Origin of the sequence: Acetanaerobacterium sp. MSJ-12 (genome assembly GCF_018917875.1) — a bacterium.
Lineage (GTDB): Bacteria > Bacillota > Clostridia > Oscillospirales > Ruminococcaceae > Bittarella > Bittarella massiliensis.
The window spans coordinates 13,339-37,847 of record NZ_JAHLPK010000012.1 but is presented as its reverse complement, the minus strand read 5'-3'; the positions used below and the strand labels follow the sequence as shown (position 1 = coordinate 37,847).

Here is a 24,509-nt window from a genome sequence, read left to right as displayed (position 1 = left end):
AGCCGGACAAAAGCGGACCGGCATCTGACCACTGGCCGCCAGACGCCGGTCCGCTTGGAAAAGAGGGGGCTTTCAAAAGGAAGGGGGCAAGCCGTTAGGCTTTGACCTCGTTTTTCATGGTGTTGATGACATCCTGCTCCAGGCCGAAGGCGCTTTTCACCTTGACGGAGCCGCCGGTGATGCCCTCTTTGCACTGGGCGATGTAGTCCTGCACCTCTTTGGGGGTGTTTTGCCTGTAGAAGTCGTTTTCAGAGAGGCCGATGGCCCCCCGGGCAATGCCCCAGGTCTCGTTGGTGCCGTACATCTCGGTCTCGCCGTTCATGGTCATCTTGGTCAGGTCGTAGATGGCCACGTCGTTGCGCTTTTGCATGGAGACCAGGATCAGGTCGGCGATCTCGGGCTTGCTCTCGATAAAGAAGTTGCGCTGGTCGGCGTCCACGCCGATGCCCCAGGTGCCCTCTTTGGTGCTCAGGGCCTCAAAGACGCCCAGCCCGGCGCCGCCGGCCACCTGGTGAATGATGTTGGCGCCGCTCTGCTCGATTTGCAGCAGGGCCAGCTCTTTGGCCTTGGGGGCGTTGGAGAAGTCGCCCACAAAGGAGATGGCGACCTTGCCGCCGGGGTTGGCGTGCTTGCTGCCCTCGATATAGCCCACCAAAAAGTCGTTGATGACCGTGTCCTCCCGGCCGCCCACCCAGCCGATGACCCCGTTTTTGGACATCTTCTGGGCCAGGGCCGCCGCCAGGAAGTCGCCCTCGTTCTGGGCGTAGGTGATGCAGTAGACGTTGGGGTGCTCGGGCACCTTGCTGGGGTCGACGTCAAAGGCCACAAACTTGACGTCGGGGAACTCGGCGGCGTGCTTCTGCACGTACTCCAACCGCTCGCTGCCGGAGAGGAACACCAGGTCGTAGTTCTCGGCGGCGTCGAGGATGCTGGGCTCGATCTTCGCCTTGTCGGTGCCGTACTCAATGGTCTTGTAGGTCAGGCCAAACTCCTTGCCCGCCTTCACCAACCCCTCGTTGGCGATGTCGGACATGGACTTGTCGCCCAGGTTGGCGGTGACATAGCAGATGCTCTCGATGTGCTTTTGCTGGCTGGAGCTCTCGTTCCCCGCCTCTTTTTTCTCCCCGCAGCCGGTCATCGTCGACCCCGCGAGAACGCTCAGTACCAGCAGCGACGCCATCCATTTTTTCATGGTTTTCATATCCTCCCCATCTGTTTTTTGACCGTTTTCAGGCGCGATCGGCGCCCGGTCAACTTGTATCTAAAACATAACATCAAGACAACAAGCTGTCAACACGGGGGCTCCATTTTCCCCCTTCTGCCAAAAGAGCAGGCCGTTTCTTTGTACATTTGTACTAAGTGTATGACAAGTTGTCCCACAAGGGGGCCACGGCGGATCGCCGCGCAAAAAAAGGGCCCGGCATCTGCCGGGCCCGCTGGCCATTCGCTATTGTCGGCGGCTGCCCTCCCCCCGCAGCTGCAGCCGCTGGATGTGGGGCATCACCACCCGCAGGGTGGAGCCGGTGACCACCCCCATCACCACCCCGGAGACCAGCAGCACCGGCAGGTAGTAAAAGGCGGCGGTGGTCTTGAGGAGGAGGACCGACATCCCGATCTGGCCCAGGTTGTGGCCGATGGAGCCGATCATGGCCAGGGTCAGCAGGTCCACCTTGCGGCTTTTTTTGAAGGCGCGGGAGAGGAGGACGACCCCCTCCATCGCCAGCACCGAGACCAGGCTGCCCGCCAAACTCATGCAGGCGGAGATGGCCCCCCGCATCAAAAAGGCCGAGAGCCCCTTGAGGGCGGTGAGGGTGAGGGCGCTGCGAAAGTCGAGGCAGAGCAGGCTGTACATCACCACGATGTTGGCCAGCCCCAGTTTGACCCCGGGGGGCATGGCCGGCAGCGGCGGGATGAGCCCCTCCAAAAAGGAGAGGACCAAGGAGACGGCAAAGAGAAGCCCCAACAGGGCGATCCGCCTGGTTTTCTGGTGCATGGTGCCGCTCCTTTCCCCCGGGCGCTACGCGTCGGCCAGGTGGTAGTTTTCGTCGGTGAGGACAAAGTCGTCCCTAATGTTGTCCGAGAGGTAGACCGCGCCGGTGGCGTCGACGGCGAGGAGGGAGAACTCCTCCCGGTCCAAGTTCTCCTTGACGCCGGAGAGCCCCTCCACAAAGAGGGCGGTGGACATGGCGTCGGCCAGGGCCCCGTCTTCGGAGATGACCGTCACCGACAGCAGGTCGGACTGGGCGGGCCAGCCGGTGGCGGGGTCGAAGATGTGGTGATAGCGCTGGCCGTCCACCTCGAAATACCGCTCGTAGGCGCCGGAGGTGGAGATCACCATCCCGTCGGCGTGGAGGGTGCCCAGGAGTTCGGTCCGGTCCTTGACCGGGGCGGACACCCCGATGTCAAAGGGCTTTCCCCCCGGCTGGTGGCCGACGGTGTAGACGTTCCCCCCGATGGAGAGGACCGCCGACTCGACCCCCTGCTGCCGGTAGACCTGCCCGGCCACCGCGCAGGCATACCCCTTGGCGATGGCCCCCAGATCCAGCTTCTGCCCCGAGCGGCGGAGCATCACCGTCCCCCGCTCCTCGTCCAGGAGGATGTCGCGGTAGTCCACCAGGGCCAGGGCCTGGTCGATCTCGCCCTGGGCGGGAACGCGCGGGTTTTTGCCGGTGATGTCCCAGAGGAGGGAGAGGGGGGCCACGGTGATGTCAAAGGCGCCGCCGCTCTCCTCGGAGAGGGCCTTGGCCCGGGCGATGAGGGTGAACACCTCGGCGTCCACCTCCACCGGCGCGATCCCCGCGTTTTGGTTGATGGCCTCGATTTGGGAGCCGTCTTTATAGAGGGAATAGACCGACTCGAACTGGCGCAGCCGCTCGACCACGGCGGTGATCGCCTCTTCCCTGTGGGGGCCGTACACCGTCTGGCTGACAAAGGTGTTCATCAAAAAGTCGGTGCTGGAAGAGGAGGCCCGCCCCTCCTCGTACCAGCGGCCAAAGAGGAGGAGGGCCAGCAACAGGGCAGCCACCGCCACGGCCGCCGGCCACCGCCTTGTCCGCTTTTTCACCGTTTCCACAAAACCCCTCCCCTTTCCGGCAAAACTGTCTACTTGCCATCCGATTTCTCTATTGTAATTGCCCAAAACTGCGGTGTCAACTCTCCCCCTCAAAAAGGGTTGTCGAACCTGCACAGAAAAGGGGGGATTTGCTCCCTTTCTCTCGATTGACAAATTGGATATAATAGGGTATATTAATAGTTAGCCCGGGAATGATAAATGGTGAGGTGCGCCTTTTGTCACAGCTTTCCGGTCTGTGTCCGTCCTCACGCCAGCGTCCGGGGGCGGCGCGCACCAGGTAAGTTTCTTTGCGCTGGAGAAAAGGAGAATATTATGAAGAAAGTGTTGTCCATTGCTATGGTCGCCATTCTCGCCCTCTCCGTTTTTGTTGGTTGCGGCAAATCCGCCTACAAAGACGGCACCTACAAGGCCCAGTACAGCGCTGCCGACGAGCACGGCTGGACCGAGTATGTCGAGGTCACCGTCAAAGACGGCAAGGTCACTGCCTGCACCGCTGACGCCACAAACGCCGCCGGGAAGAAGAAGTCTCAGGACGCCGATTACCGCGCCTCCATGGAGCCGGTCAACGGCAACTACCCCGAGAAGTTCTACAAGGACATCGCCACCCAGTACGTGGAGAAGCAGTCCGCCGAGAAGATGGCCGCCGTTGCTGGCGCCACCAACTCCTCCAACTCCATCAAGGTGCTGCTGGTCGAGCTGGAGAAGAGCATGAAAGAGGGCAAGACCGACACCGTCACCGTCACCGCTGCCTAAGGGCTGCTTTGACAGGCCGAAACGGACCTTTCCCAAATGGGAGATGCTACAAAAAGTAGCATCTCCCATTTTTTTGCGCTGATCCAATGTCGTCCCCACCGCCCCCAGAGGGATAGGGCGGCAAATCGCGGAGGGCCCTTCCCCTTACAGGGGGCTGTTGGCGGCCACAAAGTCGATGAGCTGGCCCGCCGACTCCCGCCGCAGGGGGAAGACCCGCCCGAAGTAGGGAAAGTAGAGGAGCAGCGACCAGTAGACCTCATAGCCGCCCAGGTCGAACTCCTCCTCGGTGGGGAAATAGCCCCCGCTGCCGTTGGTGTACCCGCCAAAGTAGAGGTATTCGCTCCCCACCTGGGCGGCGGCGCGCAGGGCGAACTCGCACATCACTTCGTTGGGCACCCCGCAGAGACAGCCCTCCCCCAGCAAAAAGTACTGCACCTCCACCGCCTCCACCTGCCGGCGGACACCGGCGTCGAGAAGGCGGCGCACCTCGGCCAGCCAGGCCGTGCCGTCCATGTTGCAAAAGCGCCGCGCCTCATCGGCGATTTCCAGCGCCCGCTCGCAGCTGGGGACCTCGGCGGTCAACTCGACCGTGCGGGCAAACATGGCCAGCCGCTCCACCCCCTGCGGGCGGATGCGGTCGATGACCGGCTCGGCGTCCCGGAGGACGGTCTGGGCCATGTCCTCCAGGGCGGTGGCAGAGCGCTGGAAGGCGTCCCCCACGGCGTCGGGCGGGGTTTCATCCGAGCAGAAATAGCGGGGGGCCACGTTGCCCGACGCCCCCTGGGTGACCACCACTGGGCAGCGGTACCGGCGGCCCAGCAGCTCCCGTACCGCGCCGAAGTAGTCGGGGCTGATGAGCCAGTTGTCCCCCTTGAGGGCGTTGGCGTGGGCGGTCAGCCGCAACAGCAGCAGCCGGAGCTCGCCGGTGGCGGGATCCGTCACCTTTAAAACGCCCAACCGGTCGTCCAGTTGGGCGCTGTCCGCGCGGCGGTTGACGCCGATGGAGGTGTGCCCGTTGCCCCACCTCGCACAGGCGGGGGCCATCTGCCCGGCCGCCTCGGCGGCGGCTGCCAGCACCCGCTCGCAGAGAAGGCGCAGATAGGTGGGTTCCTCGCTGTCGTTGGGCGCAGCGTGGGTGTGGGAAAAGCAGAGCATCACCTTTTCCCGGGAAATGCCCAGCGCCTCCCCCAGCTCGTCGCGCAGCGCCCGGGCGTGCTCCAGCCCGAGGCCGATGTGGTCGATGGCGGCCAGACAGCAGCGCTCCTCCCCCAGCTGCCAGACGGTGACCTGGGCCGAGAGGGGCTTTAGCACCCCGCGGGAGAGCTGGTCCTCCCGCCCAAAGCCGATGGTGATGACCGGCCCCGTCGGGGTGATGTCGGCCTGGGCATAGCCCATGCGCAGGGCGGTTTGATTGGTTGTATCCATCTTTGATTTCTCCTTTTTTCACAGGTGGCCGGTGCGAGGGGCCATTCCGGCGGACGCTGTCCCCACCCGCCCCGCAAAAGCTCCTTTTTTCGGGATACAGCGGTGTATTTTGCCGGTCTTCTTCGCTTGCCCCACCTCGGCCAACCCCAGTATAGCACGCCCCTCCCCTCTCCGCCAGAGCGCTCTCCTCGTTTCCAGCGCAATCAAAACCGCCAGTAAAACAGATGCCTGAGAGGAGTGCCATGTAGGCGCAGTTCCTCAAGGGACACCAAAATAGTAGGACTGCATGACACCCGCTGTCACCGTTGAACCGGTAAGCCAGGATTGCCATTTCGCGCCGTCTACAATCCGAAAATCGCCTCTCCTTCTGCGCCTTCGGCACCCTTCTTTTCAGGAAAGCCTTATGCGAGAGCCATTTGAACCCCCGGCAAAATCGGGAGGGCAGGCGCTAAAATTGCAAAAAAGCGCACCCCCTGCTTCTCCGCAGAGGGCGCGCTTTCAGGTATTTCTTCATTTCCCCGCGAGGGCGGGCACCTCCGCCAGGGAGGGCAGCTCGCAGGCCAGGTAGACCCCGCCAGTGCCGGGGGTGACCTTGACCCGAAGAAAGGCCTTGCTGCCAGCCAGGATCTCGGCGTAGGCGCGCCCCTCCTCCATGTCGGCCTGCGGCAAAAAGAAGGTGATGGCCCCGTCGTCACAGCGGATGCGCTCGATCTTCTGCTCCACCGGGATGGCCTTGAGGATGTCGAGAAAGCCCACCGCCACCACCTGGGGCTGCATCTCGGCGCGCAGGGCCGAGTCCCCCAGGGCGTCGGTGTAGTCAAAAAAGAGCTGCAGGGTGTCCCCCCTGCCAAAGAGCACCTGAATGTAGGGGCGGGGGTCCACCTCGCTCTTCAAAAAGAGGCGGGCGGTGCTCACCAGGTTGCCCAGGGCCGAGCGCTCGACCCGGCCCGCCACCGCCCGGGTGGTGTAATAGGTGGCCTCCATGGCCACAACGCAGGAGGCGACCGCCCCCAGCAGCAGGGCTGCGGTGCGGACCCGGCCCTTTACTGCGCGCTTTCCAGCGTTTCCCATTCTTCCATCAACCCATCCAATTTGGACTGGAGCGCCTCCAGGGCGGCGGTGATGTCCGCCAGCCGCTGGTAGTCGCTCTGCACGTCGGGGTCGGCCAAGGCCGCCTGCTGGGCGGCCATCTCCACCTCGCAGGCCTCGATGGCCCGCTCCACCCGGGAGAGGGCCTCCCGCCGCTGGGCGGCCCGGCGCCGCTCCTCCTTGGAGCGGTAGCTCCCCGCCTCCTGCTTGGGGGCGGGCTTTTTCTCCTGCTCCTGGGCCTGGCCGGCGGCCTCCCTGGCCTCCAACTTGGCGCGGTATGCCTCGAAATTGCCCGGGGTGATCTCCACCCCGCTGCGGGACATCTCGATGATGTAGTCGGCGGTGTCGTTGAGGAGATAGCGGTCGTGGGAGACCATGAGGATGGTCCCCTCATACGCCTTGAGGGCCTTTTGCAGCTCCTCCTTGGCAAAGAGGTCCAGGTGGTTGGAGGGTTCGTCCAGCACCAGGACGTTGGGCCGCTGCAAACTTAGGTTGGCAAATTTCAGCTTGGCCAGCTCCCCGCCGGAGAGTTCGCCCACCCGCTTTTCGATCTCCTCCCCGGTAAAGGCAAAGGCCGCCAGGTGGGAGCGCAGCTCCAACTCGGTCATGCCGGGGTATTTGTTGTGCAGGGCGTCCAGCACCGTCTCGCCGGGGTGAAAGGGGTTTTGCTCCTGCTCGAAGTAGCCGATCTTCACAAAGCCGCCTGTCTGTATCCTGCCCCGAAGGGTGGGCAGCATTCCCAGCACCTGCTTTAAAAAGGTGGATTTTCCCGCCCCGTTCTCCCCCACGATGCAGGCCTTCTCCCCCCGCTTGACGGTGAAGGAGACATCGCGGATGAGGGCTTTGCCCTCCACGCAGACATCCACCCCCTTGACCGAAAAGACATTTTCAAAGGGGGGCCGATCGAAGGGGAAGGTGAAGCGGACCACCTCCTTCTCCTCGGTGGGCTTTTCGAGGACCTCCATCTTTTCCAGCGCCTTGCGGCGGGATTTGGCCATCTTGGAGGTGGAGGCCCGCACCAGGTTTTTCTGGATGTAATCCTCGTACTTTTCAATGACCTTCTGCTGCTTTTCGTAGGCGCGGGAACCGGCGTAAAGCTCCTCCTCCTTGAGCTGTTTGTAGCGGCTGTAGTTGCCCTTGTAGCTCTTGACCCGGTGGCGGGAGACTTCGAGGATCTCGGTGACGGTGGTGTCGAGGAAATAGCGGTCGTGGGAGACCACCACCACGCAGCCCTTGTAGCCCTTGAGGTAGTTTTCCAGCCAGAGGAGGGTCGTGAAGTCCAGGTGGTTGGTGGGTTCGTCCAGCAGCAGCACCTGGGGACCCAGGAGGAGCAGTTTGGCCAGGGCCAGACGGGTCTTCTCCCCGCCGGACATCTTGTAGATCTCCTTGGGGAAGTCCTCCTCCCCAAAGCCCATGCCGAAGAGGACGGTGCGGATGCGGTAGTCGATGGTGTAGCCGTCGCCCGCCTCGAATTCGGTGTTCAGGGCGGCGTAGTCGGCGGCCATCCGGGCGTAGTCGGCGCCGGCGGGGTCGACCGCGGCCATCTGCCGCTGGAGCTTTGCCATCTGCTCCTGGCAGAAAAGCAGCCGGGAAAAGACCGAGCGCATCTCCTCGAAGATGGTGCGCTCAGCCGAGAGGCCGCTGTTTTGTTTGAGAAAGCCGATGCTGGTGCCCCGGGTGATGAACAGCTCGCCCGCGTCGGGGGTCAGCTCCCCGGTGATGAGTTTGAGCAGGGTGGACTTGCCCGCCCCGTTCTGGCCGATGATCCCCACCCGAGAGGTGTCGGTCAGGGTAAAGTTGACCCCCTGCAAGATCGGGAACTGACCGAAGGAGAGGGAGAGGTCGTTGCACTTGATTTCCATGGTGTCACCTGTTGTGTCGTCGAGAGATTTTCAAAACAGGTCTATCATACCACATCTCCCGCAAAAAAGACAGCGGGGGAAGGGGGGAAACCGCTTTACAAAAAAAGAGGGGGTGTTTATACTGGAAAGCAGAGGATCAGGGGGCAAAGAGCGGCCGCGATTTTGCGCCTGCCGCCCCCCATCCAAAAAGGAGGGGCCGCCATGACCGAACAGCTGGCGAGGGCCATCGCCGCACTGCAAAAAAACAACATCCAAGCCCAATTCGTGGAGGGCCCGGAGGACCTGGTGGCCCTTCTGCGCCGAGACTACCTGCGGCCCGGCGACACGGTGGCCATGGGCGGCACCATGACCGCCGCCGAGACGGGGGTGGCCCGGCTGCTGGCCTGCGGGGACTACCGCTTTCTCGACCGGGCCCGCCCCGGCATCACCCCCGAGGAGGCCGGGGAGATGATGCGCCGCGCCTTCTTTGCCGACTGGTACATCACCTCGACCAACGCCGTCACCGAACAGGGCGAGCTCTTCAACGTGGACGGCAACGGCAACCGGGTGGCGGCCATGGCCTTTGGACCCAAAAAGGTGCTCGTCATCGCCGGGGAGAACAAGATCGTCCCCGACTTGAAGGCGGCGGTGGAGCGGGTCAAGGCGGTGGCCGCGCCGAAAAACTGCGTTCGCCTGGGGCTGGCCACCCCCTGTGCGGCCACCGGCCACTGCGGCGAGCGGCGCTGCCGCAGCGAGGGGCGCATCTGCTGCGATTTCTCGGTGCAGTCCTACCAGCGGGACCCCCAGCGCATCCACCTCTTCTTCCTGCCGGGGCAGCTGGGCTACTGATCGTTTGAGACGGCAAATAAAGACAGAGACGATAGAAAGAAGGAGCGATTTTCATGATCCCAAACCGCCAACAGGCATACGACATCCTCACCAAGTACACCCACTCCCCCGATTTGGTCAAACACGCCCTCTGTGTGGAGGGGACCATGCGCCATTTCGCCCGCCTCGCGGGGGCGGACGAGGAGCTGTGGGGGGTCGTGGGGCTGCTGCACGACGTGGACTACGACCAGTACCCCGAGGAGCACTGCAAGAAGGCGGTGGAGCTGCTGAAAGCCGAAGGGGTGGACGACAGCGTCATCCACTCGGTCTGCTCCCACGGGTACGGCCTCTGCTGCGACGTCGAGCCCGAGAGCGAGATGGAGAAGACCCTCTACACGGTGGACGAGCTCACCGGTATCATCAACGCCGCGGCCCTGGTGCGCCCCAGCAAGAGCGTGATGGACATGGAGCTCAAGAGCCTGAAAAAGAAGTTCAAGGACAAAAAATTTGCCGCCGGCTGCAACCGGGACGTGATCCGCGGCGGCTGTGAACTGCTGGGGAAAGAGCTGGACTGGGTGATGGCCGAGGCCCTGGAGGGGATGAAGGAAGTGGCCGACCAGGTCGGCCTGGGGATGGCGGAGTGACCGCCCCCTCTGCAGCCACAAAAAAGGAACGGATCTCTCCGTTCCTTTTTTGCTCACCGGGACAAACTAGTCAAACAGGGCCTTGAGCTTGCTCTTGGGCTGAAAGCCCAGGGTGCGCTTGATCTCCTGCCCGTCCTGAAAGAGGATCAGGGTGGGGACGCTCATCACCCCAAAGCGGTTGGCGATGTCGGGCGCCTCGTCGATGTCCAGCTTGTAAAAGTCGGCCTGCCCCTCCATCTCGCCGGCCAGCTCTTCGAGCACCGGGCCCAGCATCTTGCAGGGGCCGCACCAGGTGGCGAAAAAGTCCACCAGCACCGGCTTGCCGCTGCCCTTGACGGCGGTTTCAAAATTGCTTTCATTCAGGTGTTCCAGCGTCATGGTTCGTTTGACCTCCTTGGTTTTCTTCTTTTTATACCAGTTTAGTATAGTTTTGTTCATTTGTCAACCCTATCCTTTCCCTACTTCGACCGGTTATGCGGAAAAGACCCGCCTCTCCCCCGCCGCCGGTCCCCATTGTCTCTCATCAACATATACGAAAAGGAGCGGATTTCCATGCGCGTGCGCATCGATGCAGACGCCTGTCCGGTGACCCGGCTGGCCCTCGCCCTCTGCCGGGAGCGGGGGGTGGCCGTCACCCTCTACTGCGACACCGCCCACCAGTTTGCGCCGGGCGAGGGGTGCGAGGTGAAGGTGGTCTCCCAGGGGGCCGACGCCGCCGACTACGCCCTGGTGGGCGACCTGGCGCCGGGGGACATCGCCGTCACCCAGGACTACGGGGTGGCCGCCATGGCCCTGGCCAAACGGGCGCGGGCGCTCAACCAAAACGGGCTGGTCTACACCGACGAAAACTTAGACGGGCTGCTGATGAGCCGCCACCTGGGGAGAAAGATCCGCCGGGCGGGCGGCCGCACCAAGGGCCCCAAAAAGCGCACCGCCCAGCAGGATGAAGACTTCTGCCGGGCGCTGGAGGGGCTGCTGGACGCCCGCCCCTGATGGCGGGCAGAGAAAAAGAGGAAGCGCGGGGGCGCACCCAGACTGGGTGCGCCCCCGCGCTTTCTGTTGGGGTGCTGTTTTATGTATGTGCAGGCGGGTCAGATGGCGGCCTCCAGATCCTTGCGCAGCCGCTTGATGATCCGCTTTTCCAGCCGGGAGATGTAGGACTGGGAGATGCCGATGAGCTCGGCCACCTCCTTTTGGGTGTGCTCCTTTTGCCCCCCCAGGCCAAAGCGCATCTCCATGATGATCCGCTCCCGGGGGGCCAGGCGGGCCACCGCCTGCTGCAAGAGGGTGCGCTCGGCGTCCTTTTCGATGCCCTTGCCCACGCTGTCGGGCTCGGTGCCGAGGATGTCGGAGAGGAGCAGCTCGTTGCCGTCCCAATCCACATTCAGCGGCTCGTCGATGCTCAGGTCCTGGTGCTTGTTGGAGGCCTTGCGCAGGTACATGAGGATCTCGTTTTCGATGCAGCGGGAGGCGTAGGTGGCCAGCTTAATCTTCTTTTGGGGCTGAAAGGTGTTCACCGCCTTGATGAGACCGATGGTGCCGATGGAGATCAGGTCCTCCACCCCCACCCCGGTGGACTCAAATTTCTTGGCGATGTAGACCACCAGCCGCAGGTTGTGGACAATGAGGGTCTCCTTGGCGCTCTCCTCCCCCCGCTCCAGCTGGTCAAACACCTCCGCCTCGCGGCTCTTTTCCAGAGGCGGGGGCAGTACCTCCGGCCCGTTGATGTAGTAGACGTGTCTACCGCCGAACCATTTTTTCCACAGTCTTCGCAGCCAATCCATTGTCGGTCCTCCCTATGATCTCTCCTTGCAGGATACAGTCGTTTTCCCCCTTGCCAAAGCGCTCGGCCACCACCCCCACACAGACCCGGCCGGTGTTGCAGAGCACCCGGCCGCGGGCGTCCTCCACCAAGATCCGGTCGGGGGTAAAGGCCGGGAGCAGCGCCTTGCCGCTGGCGGTGCCGTAGGGGATGAGGCGGAGGCCGGCGGGGTCTTTGGTCTGCGAGCTGAGCACGAACAGCTGCTGGTGGGCGGTGAGAAGGGGGGCCACCGCCGAGAGGGAGAGCAGGACCACCGGGTCCCCGGTATAGGGGTCGGCAAGGGTGTTGCCGGTGTCCACAAAACCGGTGCAGACCGTCTCCCTCCCCCCCTTTTGGACCCGCACCCGGTACTGGACCCTGGAAAACCGCCCCGAGAGCCAGCTGACCCCCTCCACCAGCAGGTAGGAGAGGCCCGCGAAGAGGACAAAGGTGCCGATGGGCAGGTCCAGGTACAAGACCCCGTTAAAATAGGCCATCCGCTTGGGGGAAAAGGCCAGCTCCAACCCCATGATGGCCCCGGCAAAGACAAAGTTCACCAGCAAAAACAGGAGGGCGTTCTTCCCAAAACCGGCCAGGGACCGGTTGGGAAAGGCCACCGCCACCGTCAGGACGCAGAGGGCGATCTTAAAAAAGAGGTTGTCAAACCCCGGCAGCAGGATGCAGGCGGAGAGGGCCCCTGAAAGGGCGCTGGCCGCCAAGATCCGCAGCCGCCCGGCGGGGATCCCCCCCAGGCAGGCGGTGCCCAGCAAGAGCAGGTAGTTGATAAAGACGTTGATGGCCACCAGGACGTCCAGGTAAACGGTCACGGCGATTCCCCCCTGTCTCTGATGATAGCCCGAGCGGGGAGCGGGATTTGGCGAATCCTGCCCCCGGGGACAAGTCGGCCTCCCCTCCTCCCTGCCCCGGGGAGGGCGGCCGGCGGGACGAGGGCGCGCCCCTCTTAACAAAAATTTCATCTTCGCGCCCCGTTTGCTTGCCCCCTTTTTACGCCCGCCCCTCTATGATGAGAGCAGAAGGAGGAGGAAACCGTGATGAGCCGTGTGATTTCCCTTTGCAGACAGTCTTCTCTGGACCGGCGGCTGGGCCGCTGGATGGCACAGCACCCCTATTTGAGCTACGGGCTGCTCTGGCTGGCCATGCCCTTGGGGCTGTTGGCGGCGGTCTTTCTGCTGGCGGCGGCGATCGCCTTCCCCGTCGCCTGGCTGTTCGGCTGTCTGTGACAGGAACTGCAGCCGTCTTAATCCTTTCTTAATTTCCCGCGCGGAGCCCCTAACACTCTTTTTAGGGACTCCGCGCTAAACTTTGACAAGGAGAGGAGGGGATCGAGAAATGGAAATACTCGTTGCCGCGATCGGAGGGATCGCGGTCGTCCTTTTGATTTACTACGTCGCAATTTTGATGAGAGGTGACAAACAGTGATGGGAACCATTGTACAATACATCCTCTACCTGGCGGTGCTCGTCGCCCTGGCCATCCCCCTGGGCAGCTACATCGCCAAGGTGATGAAGGGGGAAAAGACCTTTTTGTCCCGCCTCCTGACGCCCTGCGAGCGGGCGGTCTACAGGGTGATGCGGGTCGACCCCGGCGAGCAGATGGGGTGGAAGCGGTACGCCGCCAGCGTGCTCCTCTTTTCCGGGGTCAGCCTGGTTGTCCTCTTTCTGCTGCAACTGCTGCAGGGCGCGCTGCCCGGAAATCCCCAAAACCTGCCGGGGGTGGGCTGGCACCTGTCCTTTAACACCGCCGTCAGTTTCGTGACCAACACCAACTGGCAGTCCTACACCGGCGAGAGCACCCTGAGCTACCTGACCCAGGCCCTGGGGCTGACGGTGCAAAACTTCCTCTCGGCGGCGGTGGGCATCGCCGTCCTGTTCGCCCTCATCCGCGGGCTGATCCAGGTGAAGAGAGAGGGGTTGGGCAGCTTCTGGGTGGACATGACCCGCATCACCGTCCACATCCTGCTGCCCCTGAACCTGGTGCTGGCCGTCTGCCTGGTGGCCGGCGGGGTGATCCAGAGCTGGAAGCCCGCCCAGACCGTCTCCCTGCTGGAACCGGTGGCGGTGAGCGCTGAGGGGGAGATCTTGGAGGGGGCCGACATCGACCTGGAAGCCGGCACCGTGACCCTTGGCGGCCGGACGGTCGAGGGGGCCCAGATCGTGACCGAACAGTTTGTGCCCATGGGGCCGGCCGCCAGCCAGGTGGCCATCAAACAGTCGGGCACCAACGGCGGCGGCTTTATGGGGGTCAACTCGGCCCACCCGCTGGAAAACCCCAGCCCCTTTACCAACCTGCTGGAGATGATCTCGCTGCTGCTGATCCCGGCGGCCCTCTGCTTCACCTTCGGCCGGTGTGTGAAGAACAAAAAGCAGGGCGTCGCCATCTTCCTGGCCATGTTCCTCTGCCTGGTCACCGCCCTGGCGGTGGTGGCCGTCAACGAGCAGATGGCCACCCCCCAACTGGCCCAGAGCGGGGCGGTAGACCTGTCGGCCGTACAGCAGGCCGGCGGCAACATGGAGGGCAAGGAGACCCGCTTCGGCATCGCCACCTCCTCCACCTGGGCGGTCTTTACCACCGCCGCCTCCAACGGCTCGGTCAACGCCATGCACGACAGCTTCACCCCCCTGGGGGGGATGATCCCCATGCTCCTGATGCAGCTGGGCGAGGTCGTCTTCGGCGGCACCGGCTGCGGCCTTTACGGAATGCTGGCCTTTGCCATCCTCGCCGTCTTTATCGCCGGGCTGATGGTGGGGCGCACCCCCGAATTTCTGGGCAAGAAGATCGAGCCCTATGAGATGAAGTGGGCGGTGGTGGTCTGCCTGGCCACCCCGGTGGCCATCCTGATCGGCAGCGGCATCGCCGCTGCCCTCCCCCAGGTGGTGGAGAGCCTTGGCAACACCGGGGCACATGGCTTTTCCGAGGTGCTGTACGCCTTCTCCTCCGCAGGGGGGAACAACGGCTCCGCCTTTGCGGGGCTCAACGCCAACACCGTCTTTTTGAACCTCTCCCTGGGGCTGGTCATGCTCTTTGCCCGGTTCGTGCCGGTCGTCGGCACCCTGGCCATCGCCGGCAGCCTCGCCAAGAAGAAGAGGCTGGCGGTGACGGCGGGCACCCTCTCCACCACCAATGGGATGTTTGTCTTTTTGCTCATCTTCGTGGTGCTGCTGGTGGGCGCCCTGAGCTTCTTCCCCGCCCTGGCCCTGGGGCCCATTGCCGAGTTCTTCGGCAGCATCGCGTAAAGGAGGCCTTTCCTGTGACAAAAACAAAAAAGAGCGCCCTCATGGACCGGGCGATGGTCCTGCGGGCGGTCAAGGACTCATTTGTGAAGCTGGCGCCCCGGACGCAGGCCCAAAACCCCGTCATGCTGCTGGTTTACATCTCCGCCATCCTGACCACCGCCCTCTGGGGGTTCTCCCTCTTCGGCGTCGGCGACGCCCCGTCGGGCTACACCCTGGCCATCGCCGTCATCCTCTGGTTCACCGTCTTGTTTGCAAACTTTGCCGAGGCCATTGCCGAGGGCCGGGGCAAGGCCCAGGCCGACGCCCTGCGCGCCTCGAAGAGAGAGGTGAGCGCCCGCAAGATCCCCTCTGCCGAGCGCAAGGATGAGGGGTGCGAGTGCCCCTCGTCCCAGCTGAAGAAGGGGGACATCGTGCTGGTGCGGGCGGGCGAGACCATCCCCGCCGACGGCGAGGTCATCGAGGGGGCCGCCTCGGTGGACGAGAGCGCCATCACCGGCGAGTCGGCCCCGGTCATCCGCGAGGCGGGTGGCGACCGGAGCGCCGTCACCGGGGGCACCACCGTCCTCTCGGACTGGATGGTGGTGCAGGTCACCAGCGACCCCGGCCAGAGCTTTTTGGACAAGATGATCGCCATGGTGGAAGGGGCGGCCCGGAAAAAGACCCCCAACGAGATCGCCCTGCAAATCTTTCTGGTGGCCCTCTCCATCATCTTCATCCTGGTGACCCTCTCCCTCTACACCTACTCCCTCTTCTCGGCCAACCAGGCGGGGATCGAAAACCCCACCTCGGTCACCACCCTGGTGGCCCTGCTGGTCTGCCTGGCGCCCACCACCATCGGCGCGCTCCTCTCGGCCATCGGCATTGCCGGGATGAGCCGGCTCAACCAGGCAAACGTCCTGGCCATGAGCGGTCGGGCCATCGAGGCCGCCGGGGACGTGGACATCCTGATGTTGGACAAAACCGGCACCATCACCCTGGGCAACCGGCAGGCGCACGCCTTCATCCCGGTGGACGGCACCGCCCCAGAGGAGCTGGCCGACGCAGCGCAGCTGTCCTCCCTGGCCGACGAGACCCCCGAGGGGCGCAGCGTGGTGGTGCTCGCCAAAGAGCGCTTTGGCCTGCGGGGGCGCAGCCTCTCTGACAAGGGGATGACCTTTATCCCCTTCACCGCCAAGACCCGGATGAGCGGCGTCGACTTCGGCGGCAGCGAGATCCGCAAGGGCGCCGCCGAGGCGGTCAAGGCCTATGTCCTCGCCGGCGGCGGCCGGTACAGCGAGGCCTGCGAACAGGTGGTGCGCCAGATTTCCGAGCAGGGGGGCACCCCTCTGGTGGTGGCCAAAGACCACCGGGTCCTCGGGGTCATCCACCTCAAGGACATCATCAAAAAAGGGGTCAAAGAGCGGTTTGCCGACCTGCGCAAGATGGGGATCAAGACCATCATGATCACCGGCGACAACCCCCTCACGGCGGCGGCCATCGCCGCTGAAGCCGGGGTGGACGACTTTTTGGCCGAGGCCACCCCCGAGGGGAAACTGAAGATGATCCGCGACTTTCAGGCCGGCGGCCACCTGGTGGCCATGACCGGCGACGGCACCAACGACGCCCCCGCCCTGGCCCAGGCCGATGTGGCCGTGGCCATGAACAGCGGCACCCAGGCGGCCAAAGAGGCCGGCAACATGGTGGATCTGGACTCCTCCCCCACCAAGCTCATCGACATCGTGCGCATCGGCAAACAGCTGCTGATGACCCGGGGCAGCCTGACCACCTTCTCCATCGCCAACGACGTGGCCAAGTACTTCGCCATCATCCCGGCGCTTTTCACCGGGCTCTACCCAGGGCTGGCGGCGCTGAACATTATGGGGCTGCACTCGCCCCAGAGCGCGATCCTCTCGGCCATCATCTACAACGCCCTCATCATCATCGCCCTGATCCCCCTGGCCCTGAAGGGGGTCAAGTACCGGGAGGTGTCGGCCGGCAAGCTGCTCTCCCAAAACCTGCTCGTCTACGGCCTCGGCGGCATCGTCGCCCCCTTTGTCTTCATCAAACTCATCGACCTGCTGCTGGTCTTCTTGGGGCTGGCATAGGCGGCCGGGCCCTTTCAAATCACTGCAAACGGAGGGAATTTCTGTGAAAAAAATCAAGTCCATCCTGCCCCGGGCAGCCATGCTCCTGCTGGTGTTCACGGTGGTCTGCGGGGTGCTCTACACCCTGGCCGTCACCGGCATCGCCCAAATTTTCTTTCCCCACCAGGCAAACGGCAGCATCATCGAGGTGGACGGCAAGCGCTACGGCAGCGAGCTGCTGGGGCAGCAGTACACCGACGAGGGCCACATGTGGGGCCGCATCATGAAGCTGGACGTGAGCACCTACCGCGACGAGGACGGGAAGGCGCTGCTCTACGCCGTCCCCTCCAACCTGAGCCCCGCCAGCGAGGAGTACGAGCAACTGGTGGCCCAGCGGGTGGAAAAACTGCGGGCGGCCGACCCCGAGCGGAGCGACGCCCCCATCCCGGTGGACCTGGTGACCTGTTCGGGCAGCGGCCTTGACCCCCATATCTCCCCCGCCGCAGCCGAGTACCAGGTGCCCCGGTTGGCCCGCGCCACCGGCAGGAGCGAGGACGAGGTGCGCGACATCATCAAAGACTGCACCGACGGCCGGTTTTTGGGCCTCTTCGGCGAGGAGCGGGTCAATGTGCTGGAGGTCAACCTGCGCCTGGACGGCATCCTCTGACCCCTGCCGCCGAGGGGGGCGGGCCCAAAATCCCCAGGGCGGGGAGCAGAGGACCGGCAAATCTCCCCTGCGCGGGGGTGCAGACGACAGGCCGCAAACCAGAGCATGGGCCGCTCTCCCAGAACAGTGCGCTTCACGCGGGGAGATGGGCGGACCCGTTGGCTGCCAACATCCCCCCTTCCCGTTTGAGGGCATCCGCCCCGAACGGTGCGGAAAAAAATCGGGAAAGGGCCGAGGCCGCGCTGCCGCCTGCGCCAGGTCGTCAAAGTGCACCGCCTCGAGCAGGGCGGCAGTCCGCGCTTCAGGGAAAGCGGGCATATCTTCCCCCCGCCGAGAGGGCGGGCCGTCTTAATGAAATTTTAATCCCCTAAACGCAGTCCTTATGCTGCGCTTAGGGGATTTCGTGTTAAAATGGCGTAAGGAAAAAAGGAGGGGTGTCGCTTGGAAGAGACGAGAAGGGACCCGGAGGATTTTCTCCGCCAAATCCGGCGGGAGGAGCGGGCCAAACAGCGGGGGCGGCTGAAAATCTTCTTCGGCTACGCCGCCGGGGTGGGCAAGACCTACGCCATGCTCAAAGCCGCCCAGGCGGCCCGGCGGCGGGGGGTCGATGTGGTGGCCGGATATGTGGAGCCCCACGCCCGCCCCGCCACCGCCGCCCTTTTAAAGGGGCTGGAACAACTGCCCCCCCTGGCGGTGGAGCACCGGGGCATCGCCCTGCGGGAATTCGATTTGGACGCGGCCATCGCCCGCCGCCCCCAGCTGATGCTGGTGGACGAACTGGCCCACACCAACGCCGACGGCTGCCGCCACCAAAAGCGCTATCAGGACGTGGACGAACTGCTGGGGGCGGGCATCGACGTCTACACCACCGTCAATGTGCAGCACATCGAGAGCCTCTACGACACAGTGGCGGCCATCACCGGGGTGACGGTGCGCGAGCGCATCCCCGACCGGGTGTTCGACGGCGCCGACCAAGTGGAGCTGGTAGACATCGAGCCGCAGGAGCTGATGGAGCGGCTGCAGGCGGGAAAGATCTACCGGGAGGAGCAGGCCCAGCGGGCGCTGGTCAACTTTTTTGACGAGAAAAATCTGACGGCCCTGCGGGAGATCGCCCTGCGCCGCTGTGCCGACCGCATCAACCGGCTGGCCGAGCGGGTGCGGCTGGCCGAGGAGGGCGGCTACTGCACCGACGAGCACATCCTCGTCTGCCTCTCCCCCTCCCCCTCCAACGCCAAGTGCATCCGCACCGCCGCCCGGATGGCGGGGGCCTTCAAGGGCAGTTTGACTGCCCTCTTCGTCGAGACGCCCGACTTCCCCAGCCTCGGCGTGCAGGATCGGGCCCAACTGCGGGAGAACATCCACCTGGCGGGGCAGCTGGGGGCCTCGGTGGAGACCGTCTACGGCGAGGACGTCCCCTTTCAGATCGCCGAGTTCGCCCGGGTGTCGGGGGTGTCAAAGATCGTCATCGGTCGCAGCAGCACCCGCCGCAAGTACCCCTGGCGGGGATCCAACCTCACCGACCGGCTGATCGCCGCCGCCCCCAACCTGGACATCCACATCATCCCCGACGACAGCGCCGGGTACTACCGCGCCAAGCGGGTGCGCCAGCGCCGCGCCGGCAAGGTGGGGCCCGACCTGCTCAAGAGTGCGGCCCTGCTGGCCGGGGCCACGGCGGTGGGCTTTCTCTTCGAGCGGCTGGGCTTTACCGAGGCCAACATCATCACCGTCTACATCCTCGGGGTGCTGCTGACGGCGGTCATCACCAAAAAGCGGGTGTACAGCCTGGTCGCGTCGGCGGTGAGCGTGCTCACCTTCAACTACTTTTTCACCGTGCCGCGCTACACCCTGGCGGCCTACGACAGGGGCTATCCCGCCACCTTCGCCATCATGTTCATCGCCGCCTTTCTCACCAGCACCCTGGCCGGGCGGCTCAAACAGCAGGCCCGCCGCTCGGTGGAGACTGCCTATCGCACCAAGACCCTGCTGGAGACAAACCAGCTGCTGCAGCGCTGCGACAGCCGGGAGGCGATCATCGGCACGGTGGCCGGGCAGCTGGTAAAGCTGTTGCGGCGGGACGTGGTCTTCTACCCCGCCCGGGACGGCAGGATGGGCGAACCCCTCCCCTTCCCCGCCCAGGGCGGGGCGCCCCGGGCCGAACTCACCGCCGAAAACGAGCGGGCGGTGGCCGCCTGGGTCTTTCAAAACAACAAGCGCGCCGGGGCCAGCACCGGCACCCTGGGCAGCGCCAAATGCCTCTACCTGGCGGTGCGGGTCAACGAGGTGGTCTACGGGGTGGCGGGCATCGCCCTGGACGGCGAGCCCCTGGACGCCTATGAAAACAGCATCATGCTCTCCATCCTGGGGGAGTGCGCCCTGGCGCTGGAGAGCGAGAACGCCATGCGGGAGCGGGAGGCGGCGGCCGTGCTGGCCAAGAACGAACAGCTGCGGGCCAACCTGCTGCGCTCCATCTCCCACGACCTGCGCACCCCCCTCACCTCCATCTCCGGCAGCGCCGGCGTGCTGCTGGAGAGCGAGAAAAACCTGGACGAGGGCCAGCGCCGGCAGCTCTACAGCGACATCTACGAGGACTCCCTCTGGCTGATCAACCTGGTGGAAAACCTGCTCTCGGTGACCAAGATCGAGGACGGCACCATGCGCCTGAACCCGACGGCCGAACTGGTGGAGGAGGTGGTGGGCGAAGCGCTGCGCCACGTGAGCCGCAAGAGCGCCGAGCACCACATCCAGACCCACTTCCCCGACGAGTTCCTGCTGGCAAAGATGGATGCCCGCCTCATTGTACAGGTCCTCATCAACCTGGTGGACAACGCCATCAAGTACACCCCCGTCGGCTCGACCATCGCCGTCTCGGCCGCCCGCCAAGGGCAGTGGGCGATGATTTCGGTGGCCGACGACGGCGACGGCATCCCCGACAGCGCCAAAGCGCGCATCTTCGACATGTTCTACACCGTCAACTCGGGGGTGGCCGACAGCCGCCGGAGCATGGGGTTGGGGCTGGCTCTCTGCAAGTCCATCGTCACTGCCCACGGCGGCGAGATCGCCGTGGCCGACAACACCCCCCACGGAACCGTATTTTCCTTTACACTGCCCATTGAGGAGGTAACGCTGCATGAACAATAAACCGCTGATTTTGGTGGTGGAGGACGACCCCGCCGTCCGCAACCTGATCTCCACCACCCTGGAGGCCCACGACTACAAACACCACGCCGCCCCCACCGGGGAGGCCGCCATCCTGGAGGCCGCCTCCCACAACCCCGACGTGATCCTTCTGGACCTGGGGCTGCCGGACACCGACGGCGTTCAGGTGATCCAAAAGATCCGCAGCTGGTCGAACACCCCCATCATCGTCATCAGCGCCCGCAGCGAGGACACCGACAAGATCGAGGCGCTGGATGCCGGGGCGGACGACTACCTGACCAAGCCCTTTTCGGTGGAGGAGCTGCTGGCCCGGCTGCGGGTCACCTTTCGCCGGCTGCACGGGGGCAGCGGCGGCAGCCAGGACGGGGCCGTCTTTGAAAACGGCGAGCTCAAGATCGACTACGCCGCCGGCTGTGTCTACCTGGGGGGCGAGGAGATCCACCTGACCCCCATCGAGTACAAGCTGCTCTGCCTGCTGGCCAAAAACGTGGGCAAGGTGCTGACCCACTCCTACATCACGAGGGAGGTGTGGGGCAGCGCCTGGGAAAACGACGTGGCCTCGCTGCGGGTGTTCATGGCCACCCTGCGCAAGAAGATCGAAAAGGACCCCTCCGCCCCCCAGTACATTCAGACCCACGTGGGGGTGGGCTATCGGATGCTGCGGGTGTAGACCGCCCTTTTGGCGGCAAAAAGCCCCTGCTCGAAGGGCGAGCAGGGGCTTTTTTCTTTTAGAGGACCGCCTCCTGCGGCTGCTCCTCCAAGACTGAGGTGCAGTGGGGGCAGCGGGTGGCCTCAACAGCGATCTTCTCCCTGCAGTAGGGACAGGTCTTTTCCCGGGGCGCTTCGGGCGCCTGCTCCCGCTTCCCCAGCGAGGCGACCTTGTTGACGGCCTTGAGGATGCAAAAGAGCACCAGGGCGATCAAGAGGAAGTTGAGGACCGCCGAGAGAAAGGCCGAGGCAAAGCCGGCAATGTCCGCCAGGCCGTAGGTGGCGCTGCCGGTGACCACGTTCAAAATGGGGTTGATGAAGTTGGCCGTCAGGGCGGTGACAATGCCCGAGAAGGCGCCGCCGATGAGGATGCCCACCGCCATGTCGACCACGTTGCCGCGCAGGGCAAAGGCCTTGAATTCCCGCATAAAAGTTTTCATGATCCGCTTCCTTTCGACTGGTTTTGCCAATTAGTATAGCAGAAAATCGGGCGGAAGAAAAGGGGGCCGGCGCCCGACCCCATCCCCCTTGCCAAACTGGGCAAACTGCCGTAAACTGAAAAAAACAGCGCAGAAAAGAGGAGGCGGACAGATGGCAACCATCGCGCAGTGGAAAGAGGCCCTGGCGTGCAGGGCGCTGGATGAACAGTTGGAGCGGCTGTCCCCCGGGCACGCGTCGCGGCAGCGGGGGCGGCTGGCACGGGGGCTGGCGGGCTTTGCCGCCCAGTGGCGGGAACAGGGGCCGGTGCGCCTCTTCTCGGCCCCGGGGCGCACTGAGCTGGGGGGCAACCACACCGACCACCAGGGCGGGCGGGTGCTCTGCGCCGCCGTCGACCTGGACACCCTGGTGATCGCCGTCCCCGCCGAGGGGGAGACAATCGAACTGGTGTCCGAGGGGTTTGCCCCCTGCCGGGTGGCGCTTTCCGACCTTGCCCCCCGCCCGTCGGAGAGGGGGACCACCGCCGCCCTGCTGCGGGGGGTCGCCGCCGGGCTGCAGGCAGCAGGCTGCGCCCTGGGCGGGGCGCGGCTCTACGCCCTCTCCGACGTGTCGCCGGGAAGCGGGCTCTCCTCCTCTGCCGCCTTTGAGGTGGCGGTGGCCGCCGCCCTGAACGGACTGTTTGAGGGCGGGCGCACCCCGCTGGAACTGGCGGCGATCGGCCAGCGGGCCGAGAGCGGCTACTTCGGCAAGCCCTGCGGGATGATGGACCAGGTGGCCAGCGCGGTGGGGGGGATCGCCCAGCTGGATTTCGCCGACCCCCTCCGCCCCGCCGTCACCCCCCTCTCCTGTCGCTGGGAGGACAGCGGCCACCAGCTCTGCCTGGTGGCGACCGGCAGCAGCCACGCCGACTTGACCGAGGACTACGCCGCCATCCCCCGGGAGATGGGGGAGGTGGCCACCTGGTTTGGCCGGGAGCGGCTGTGCCAGGTGGAGGAAGAGGCCCTCTACGCCAACTGGGCCGCCCTGACGCAGGCGCTGGGGGAGCGGCCGGTCCTGCGGGCCGCCCACTTTTTTAGGGAGGACCGGCGGGCCGCGCAGGAGGCCCAGGCCCTTGCCCAGGGGGATTTTTGCACCTTTTTGCAGTTGGTGCGCCGCTCGGGGCGCTCCTCAGCCCTCTACCTGCAAAACCTCTACTCCCCCGCTCGGCCCCGCAGCCAGCCCCTGACAGCGGCCCTGGCCCTCTGCGACCGGCTGCTGGCCGGGCAGGGGGCCTACCGGGTCCACGGGGGCGGCTTTGGCGGGACCGCCCTGGTCCTGCTCCCCGACGAGCTGGCCGCCCCCTTCTGCAGCGCCATGGAGGGGGCGCTGGGCCCCGGCTGCTGCCGATCCCTCACCATCCGCCCTGTGGGGGCGGTGGAGCTCGCCCTCCCCCGATGACCGCGCAAAAAAGGCGGGCGCCCCGCAACGGGCGCCCGCCTTCTCTCCTGTCTGGCGATCACTCCTCGTAGTCCACCGCCGCGCGCTGGCAGACCACGCTGTGGACAAACTTTTTGACCTCCAGGTGAGCCGGGTGGACCTGGTACCCCTCCAGAGCTGCCCGGTCGGTGAGTTGGGAGACCAGGCAGAGGTCGTACCCGCCGGGGGTGAAGTTCTGGTGCACCCCCGCCGAGAGCAGGCCGGGCACCTGACCCACCAGTCCCTCCAGCAGTTCCTTCATCTTGCGGGCGCTGGCGGCCCGCTCGGCCTCTGGTGCCTCTTTCAAATTCCAAAAGACAATGTGTGTGACCACGGTAAAACCACCTTTCAAACTTCACGGGATATGTGGCAAAGCTGTAAGCTTATTGTAATAAAGGACCATGGAAAAGGCAACCGTTTTGCCCTATAATGAAATCAACAAAAACAGGCGGCCCTGCAAACAGAGCTGCCCCAGAGGGGAGGAATGCCGGATGAAGCGGTTTTTGCGCTATCTGCGAAACGCTATAATCATTGTGCTCGGCCTGGCCATCATCGCCGGGACCGCCTTCTCCGTTGCCTGCTTTGGCGACTACCGCAAACGGGTGGAGGCGGAGCCGGTAGCCGAAAAGGTGGCCGCCCTCCGCCGGGAAGAGGGGTATGTCCCCATCGGCGAGATCTCGGAAAACTTTCAAAAGGCCATCGTCGCCATCGAGGACCACCGCTTTTACTCCCACGGGGGGATCGACATCATCTCCATCGGCCGGGTGCTCTGGAAGAGCCTCTGGAACGGGCGGATCGTGGGGGGCGCCAGCACCATCACCCAGCAGGTCTGCAAAAACATCTACCTCTCCCAGGAACAGAGCCTTTCCCGCAAGGTGACCGAGGTCTTCTTCGCCTTCAAGTTGGAGCACGAACTCTCCAAGGAGGAGATTTTGGAGCTCTACTGCAACACCAGCTATTTCGGCAACGGGCGCACCGGCATCGCCGCGGCCAGCGCCTACTACCACACCGACCCCAGCGATTTGACAGTGGCCCAGGCGGCGTTTCTGGCCGCCCTGCCCCAGGCCCCCAGCTACTTTGCCGACAACCCCGAGCAGATGGAGGGTCGCTGGCGGGCCGTGCTGGGCGCTATGGTGGCTTACGGCTACCTCACCGAGGGGGAGCGCGACGAGATCGTCGCCCAGGGCTGCCCCATCCCCGACGAACTGCGATAGGCGGATTTTGCGATAAAAGAGGCCGCGCGCCCAGACAAGGGCTGCGCGGCCTCTTGGCCGTCTGTCGTCAAGCCTGCCGGGGAAAAACAAGCTGTCAAAT

At 64.5% G+C, this 24,509-nt stretch carries 23 protein-coding genes; 12 read left to right on the top strand and 11 right to left on the bottom strand.

Features of this window, described 5'->3' with window-relative positions; translation table 11 throughout:
- Nucleotides 1-94 precede the first annotated feature (94 nt).
- The 3 genes from KQI11_RS12215 to KQI11_RS12205 all read right to left on the bottom strand — a co-directional run bounded on the left by KQI11_RS12215 (nucleotide 95) and on the right by KQI11_RS12205 (nucleotide 3,073).
- Nucleotides 95-1,192 (bottom strand): BMP family ABC transporter substrate-binding protein, encoded by a 1,098-nt coding sequence (locus tag KQI11_RS12215; RefSeq protein ID WP_216402314.1) that lies wholly within the window; start codon nucleotides 1,190-1,192, stop codon nucleotides 95-97.
- A gap of 255 nt (nucleotides 1,193-1,447) precedes the next feature.
- Complete coding sequence (locus KQI11_RS12210) at nucleotides 1,448-1,993, bottom strand: Gx transporter family protein (protein WP_185916745.1); 546 nt, start codon at nucleotides 1,991-1,993, stop codon at nucleotides 1,448-1,450.
- Between the two features lie 24 nt (nucleotides 1,994-2,017).
- On the bottom strand, nucleotides 2,018-3,073 hold the full coding sequence (locus KQI11_RS12205) for an FAD:protein FMN transferase (RefSeq protein ID WP_216402313.1): 1,056 nt from the start codon (nucleotides 3,071-3,073) through the stop codon (nucleotides 2,018-2,020).
- A 312-nt stretch (nucleotides 3,074-3,385) separates the two neighbouring features.
- Between KQI11_RS12205 and KQI11_RS12200 the strand changes: the two genes are divergently transcribed.
- Entirely contained in the window at nucleotides 3,386-3,826 is a 441-nt protein-coding gene (locus tag KQI11_RS12200) for an FMN-binding protein (protein WP_185916747.1), read from the top strand.
- Between the two features lie 144 nt (nucleotides 3,827-3,970).
- Here the strand turns inward: KQI11_RS12200 and KQI11_RS12195 are convergent, their stop codons facing one another.
- The 3 genes from KQI11_RS12195 to KQI11_RS12185 all read right to left on the bottom strand — a co-directional run bounded on the left by KQI11_RS12195 (nucleotide 3,971) and on the right by KQI11_RS12185 (nucleotide 8,202).
- A complete protein-coding gene (locus KQI11_RS12195) occupies nucleotides 3,971-5,251 on the bottom strand; it encodes an alkaline ceramidase (RefSeq protein ID WP_216402312.1) in 1,281 nt (426 codons plus the stop codon).
- A gap of 510 nt (nucleotides 5,252-5,761) precedes the next feature.
- Nucleotides 5,762-6,322, bottom strand: a complete 561-nt coding sequence (locus KQI11_RS12190) for a hypothetical protein (protein ID WP_216402311.1) — start codon at nucleotides 6,320-6,322, stop codon at nucleotides 5,762-5,764.
- The gene (locus KQI11_RS12185) at nucleotides 6,295-8,202 is read right to left on the bottom strand and encodes an ABC-F family ATP-binding cassette domain-containing protein (RefSeq protein ID WP_216402310.1); all 1,908 of its coding nucleotides are present in this window, start codon (nucleotides 8,200-8,202) and stop codon (nucleotides 6,295-6,297) included. The genes KQI11_RS12190 and KQI11_RS12185 overlap by 28 nt, the downstream gene beginning before the upstream one ends.
- A 201-nt stretch (nucleotides 8,203-8,403) precedes the next feature.
- On the opposite strand from KQI11_RS12185, the gene KQI11_RS12180 reads away from it, so the two are divergent.
- Nucleotides 8,404-9,030 carry a lactate utilization protein gene (locus tag KQI11_RS12180; protein ID WP_185916751.1) on the top strand — a complete coding sequence of 209 codons (627 nt, stop codon included), beginning with the start codon at nucleotides 8,404-8,406 and terminating at the stop codon, nucleotides 9,028-9,030.
- 53 nt (nucleotides 9,031-9,083) lie between these two features.
- Complete coding sequence (locus KQI11_RS12175) at nucleotides 9,084-9,653, top strand: HDIG domain-containing metalloprotein (protein ID WP_216402309.1); 570 nt, start codon at nucleotides 9,084-9,086, stop codon at nucleotides 9,651-9,653.
- 66 nt (nucleotides 9,654-9,719) lie between these two features.
- On the opposite strand, the gene trxA is transcribed toward KQI11_RS12175, so the two are convergent.
- Nucleotides 9,720-10,031, bottom strand: a complete 312-nt coding sequence (gene trxA, locus KQI11_RS12170) for a thioredoxin (protein WP_185916775.1) — start codon at nucleotides 10,029-10,031, stop codon at nucleotides 9,720-9,722.
- Nucleotides 10,032-10,205: 174 nt separating this feature from the next.
- Between trxA and KQI11_RS12165 the strand changes: the two genes are divergently transcribed.
- The gene (locus KQI11_RS12165; protein WP_185916753.1) at nucleotides 10,206-10,646 is read left to right on the top strand and encodes a YaiI/YqxD family protein; all 441 of its coding nucleotides are present in this window, start codon (nucleotides 10,206-10,208) and stop codon (nucleotides 10,644-10,646) included.
- 98 nt (nucleotides 10,647-10,744) lie between these two features.
- Here the strand turns inward: KQI11_RS12165 and sigE are convergent, their stop codons facing one another.
- Together sigE and KQI11_RS12155 are read right to left on the bottom strand one after the other, a co-directional pair.
- Nucleotides 10,745-11,437, bottom strand: a complete 693-nt coding sequence (sigE, locus tag KQI11_RS12160) for an RNA polymerase sporulation sigma factor SigE (RefSeq protein ID WP_021661242.1) — start codon at nucleotides 11,435-11,437, stop codon at nucleotides 10,745-10,747.
- Entirely contained in the window at nucleotides 11,394-12,281 is an 888-nt protein-coding gene (locus KQI11_RS12155; RefSeq protein WP_216402308.1) for a sigma-E processing peptidase SpoIIGA, read from the bottom strand. Before KQI11_RS12155 ends, sigE begins: the two co-directional genes overlap by 44 nt.
- 225 nt (nucleotides 12,282-12,506) lie before the next feature.
- Here KQI11_RS12155 and KQI11_RS12150 point away from each other — a divergent pair, with 225 nt between their 5' ends.
- The 6 genes from KQI11_RS12150 to KQI11_RS12125 all read left to right on the top strand — a co-directional run bounded on the left by KQI11_RS12150 (nucleotide 12,507) and on the right by KQI11_RS12125 (nucleotide 21,264).
- The gene (locus tag KQI11_RS12150) at nucleotides 12,507-12,695 is read left to right on the top strand and encodes a hypothetical protein (RefSeq protein ID WP_216402307.1); all 189 of its coding nucleotides are present in this window, start codon (nucleotides 12,507-12,509) and stop codon (nucleotides 12,693-12,695) included.
- A 195-nt stretch (nucleotides 12,696-12,890) separates the two neighbouring features.
- Nucleotides 12,891-14,708, top strand: a complete 1,818-nt coding sequence (gene kdpA, locus KQI11_RS12145; protein WP_353653981.1) for a potassium-transporting ATPase subunit KdpA — start codon at nucleotides 12,891-12,893, stop codon at nucleotides 14,706-14,708.
- Between the two features lie 14 nt (nucleotides 14,709-14,722).
- Entirely contained in the window at nucleotides 14,723-16,792 is a 2,070-nt protein-coding gene (gene kdpB / locus KQI11_RS12140) for a potassium-transporting ATPase subunit KdpB (protein WP_216402305.1), read from the top strand.
- Nucleotides 16,793-16,835: 43 nt separating this feature from the next.
- Nucleotides 16,836-17,438, top strand: a complete 603-nt coding sequence (kdpC, locus tag KQI11_RS12135) for a potassium-transporting ATPase subunit KdpC (protein WP_216402304.1) — start codon at nucleotides 16,836-16,838, stop codon at nucleotides 17,436-17,438.
- Nucleotides 17,439-17,879: 441 nt separating this feature from the next.
- Nucleotides 17,880-20,576 carry an ATP-binding protein gene (locus KQI11_RS12130; protein WP_216402303.1) on the top strand — a complete coding sequence of 899 codons (2,697 nt, stop codon included), beginning with the start codon at nucleotides 17,880-17,882 and terminating at the stop codon, nucleotides 20,574-20,576.
- Nucleotides 20,566-21,264, top strand: coding sequence for a response regulator (locus KQI11_RS12125; protein WP_021661234.1), 699 nt, complete (start codon nucleotides 20,566-20,568; stop codon nucleotides 21,262-21,264). Before KQI11_RS12130 ends, KQI11_RS12125 begins: the two co-directional genes overlap by 11 nt.
- 58 nt (nucleotides 21,265-21,322) lie before the next feature.
- Here the strand turns inward: KQI11_RS12125 and mscL are convergent, their stop codons facing one another.
- Entirely contained in the window at nucleotides 21,323-21,742 is a 420-nt protein-coding gene (gene mscL / locus KQI11_RS12120; protein WP_216402302.1) for a large conductance mechanosensitive channel protein MscL, read from the bottom strand.
- Between the two features lie 151 nt (nucleotides 21,743-21,893).
- Here mscL and KQI11_RS12115 point away from each other — a divergent pair, with 151 nt between their 5' ends.
- Nucleotides 21,894-23,177, top strand: a complete 1,284-nt coding sequence (locus KQI11_RS12115; RefSeq protein WP_216402301.1) for a galactokinase — start codon at nucleotides 21,894-21,896, stop codon at nucleotides 23,175-23,177.
- A 58-nt stretch (nucleotides 23,178-23,235) separates the two neighbouring features.
- On the opposite strand, the gene KQI11_RS12110 is transcribed toward KQI11_RS12115, so the two are convergent.
- The gene (locus tag KQI11_RS12110; protein ID WP_185916761.1) at nucleotides 23,236-23,529 is read right to left on the bottom strand and encodes a Dabb family protein; all 294 of its coding nucleotides are present in this window, start codon (nucleotides 23,527-23,529) and stop codon (nucleotides 23,236-23,238) included.
- Nucleotides 23,530-23,686: 157 nt separating this feature from the next.
- Here KQI11_RS12110 and KQI11_RS12105 point away from each other — a divergent pair, with 157 nt between their 5' ends.
- Nucleotides 23,687-24,409, top strand: coding sequence for a transglycosylase domain-containing protein (locus KQI11_RS12105; RefSeq protein WP_216402300.1), 723 nt, complete (start codon nucleotides 23,687-23,689; stop codon nucleotides 24,407-24,409).
- Nucleotides 24,410-24,509: the final 100 nt, after the last annotated feature.

Coding starts and splice junctions, on each gene's coding strand:
- KQI11_RS12150 (WP_216402307.1), top strand. CDS start 12,507: ATGAGCCGTGTGATTTCCCTTTGCAGACAGTCTTCTCTGGACCGGCGG.
- KQI11_RS12210 (WP_185916745.1), bottom strand. CDS start 1,993: ATGCACCAGAAAACCAGGCGGATCGCCCTGTTGGGGCTTCTCTTTGCC.
- KQI11_RS12215 (WP_216402314.1), bottom strand. CDS start 1,192: ATGAAAAAATGGATGGCGTCGCTGCTGGTACTGAGCGTTCTCGCGGGG.
- trxA (WP_185916775.1), bottom strand. CDS start 10,031: ATGACGCTGGAACACCTGAATGAAAGCAATTTTGAAACCGCCGTCAAG.
- KQI11_RS12175 (WP_216402309.1), top strand. CDS start 9,084: ATGATCCCAAACCGCCAACAGGCATACGACATCCTCACCAAGTACACC.
- KQI11_RS12115 (WP_216402301.1), top strand. CDS start 21,894: ATGGCAACCATCGCGCAGTGGAAAGAGGCCCTGGCGTGCAGGGCGCTG.
- KQI11_RS12200 (WP_185916747.1), top strand. CDS start 3,386: ATGAAGAAAGTGTTGTCCATTGCTATGGTCGCCATTCTCGCCCTCTCC.
- mscL (WP_216402302.1), bottom strand. CDS start 21,742: ATGAAAACTTTTATGCGGGAATTCAAGGCCTTTGCCCTGCGCGGCAAC.
- KQI11_RS12165 (WP_185916753.1), top strand. CDS start 10,206: ATGCGCGTGCGCATCGATGCAGACGCCTGTCCGGTGACCCGGCTGGCC.
- KQI11_RS12105 (WP_216402300.1), top strand. CDS start 23,687: ATGAAGCGGTTTTTGCGCTATCTGCGAAACGCTATAATCATTGTGCTC.
- sigE (WP_021661242.1), bottom strand. CDS start 11,437: ATGGATTGGCTGCGAAGACTGTGGAAAAAATGGTTCGGCGGTAGACAC.
- KQI11_RS12185 (WP_216402310.1), bottom strand. CDS start 8,202: ATGGAAATCAAGTGCAACGACCTCTCCCTCTCCTTCGGTCAGTTCCCG.
- KQI11_RS12180 (WP_185916751.1), top strand. CDS start 8,404: ATGACCGAACAGCTGGCGAGGGCCATCGCCGCACTGCAAAAAAACAAC.
- KQI11_RS12195 (WP_216402312.1), bottom strand. CDS start 5,251: ATGGATACAACCAATCAAACCGCCCTGCGCATGGGCTATGCCCAGGCC.
- KQI11_RS12125 (WP_021661234.1), top strand. CDS start 20,566: ATGAACAATAAACCGCTGATTTTGGTGGTGGAGGACGACCCCGCCGTC.
- KQI11_RS12190 (WP_216402311.1), bottom strand. CDS start 6,322: ATGGGAAACGCTGGAAAGCGCGCAGTAAAGGGCCGGGTCCGCACCGCA.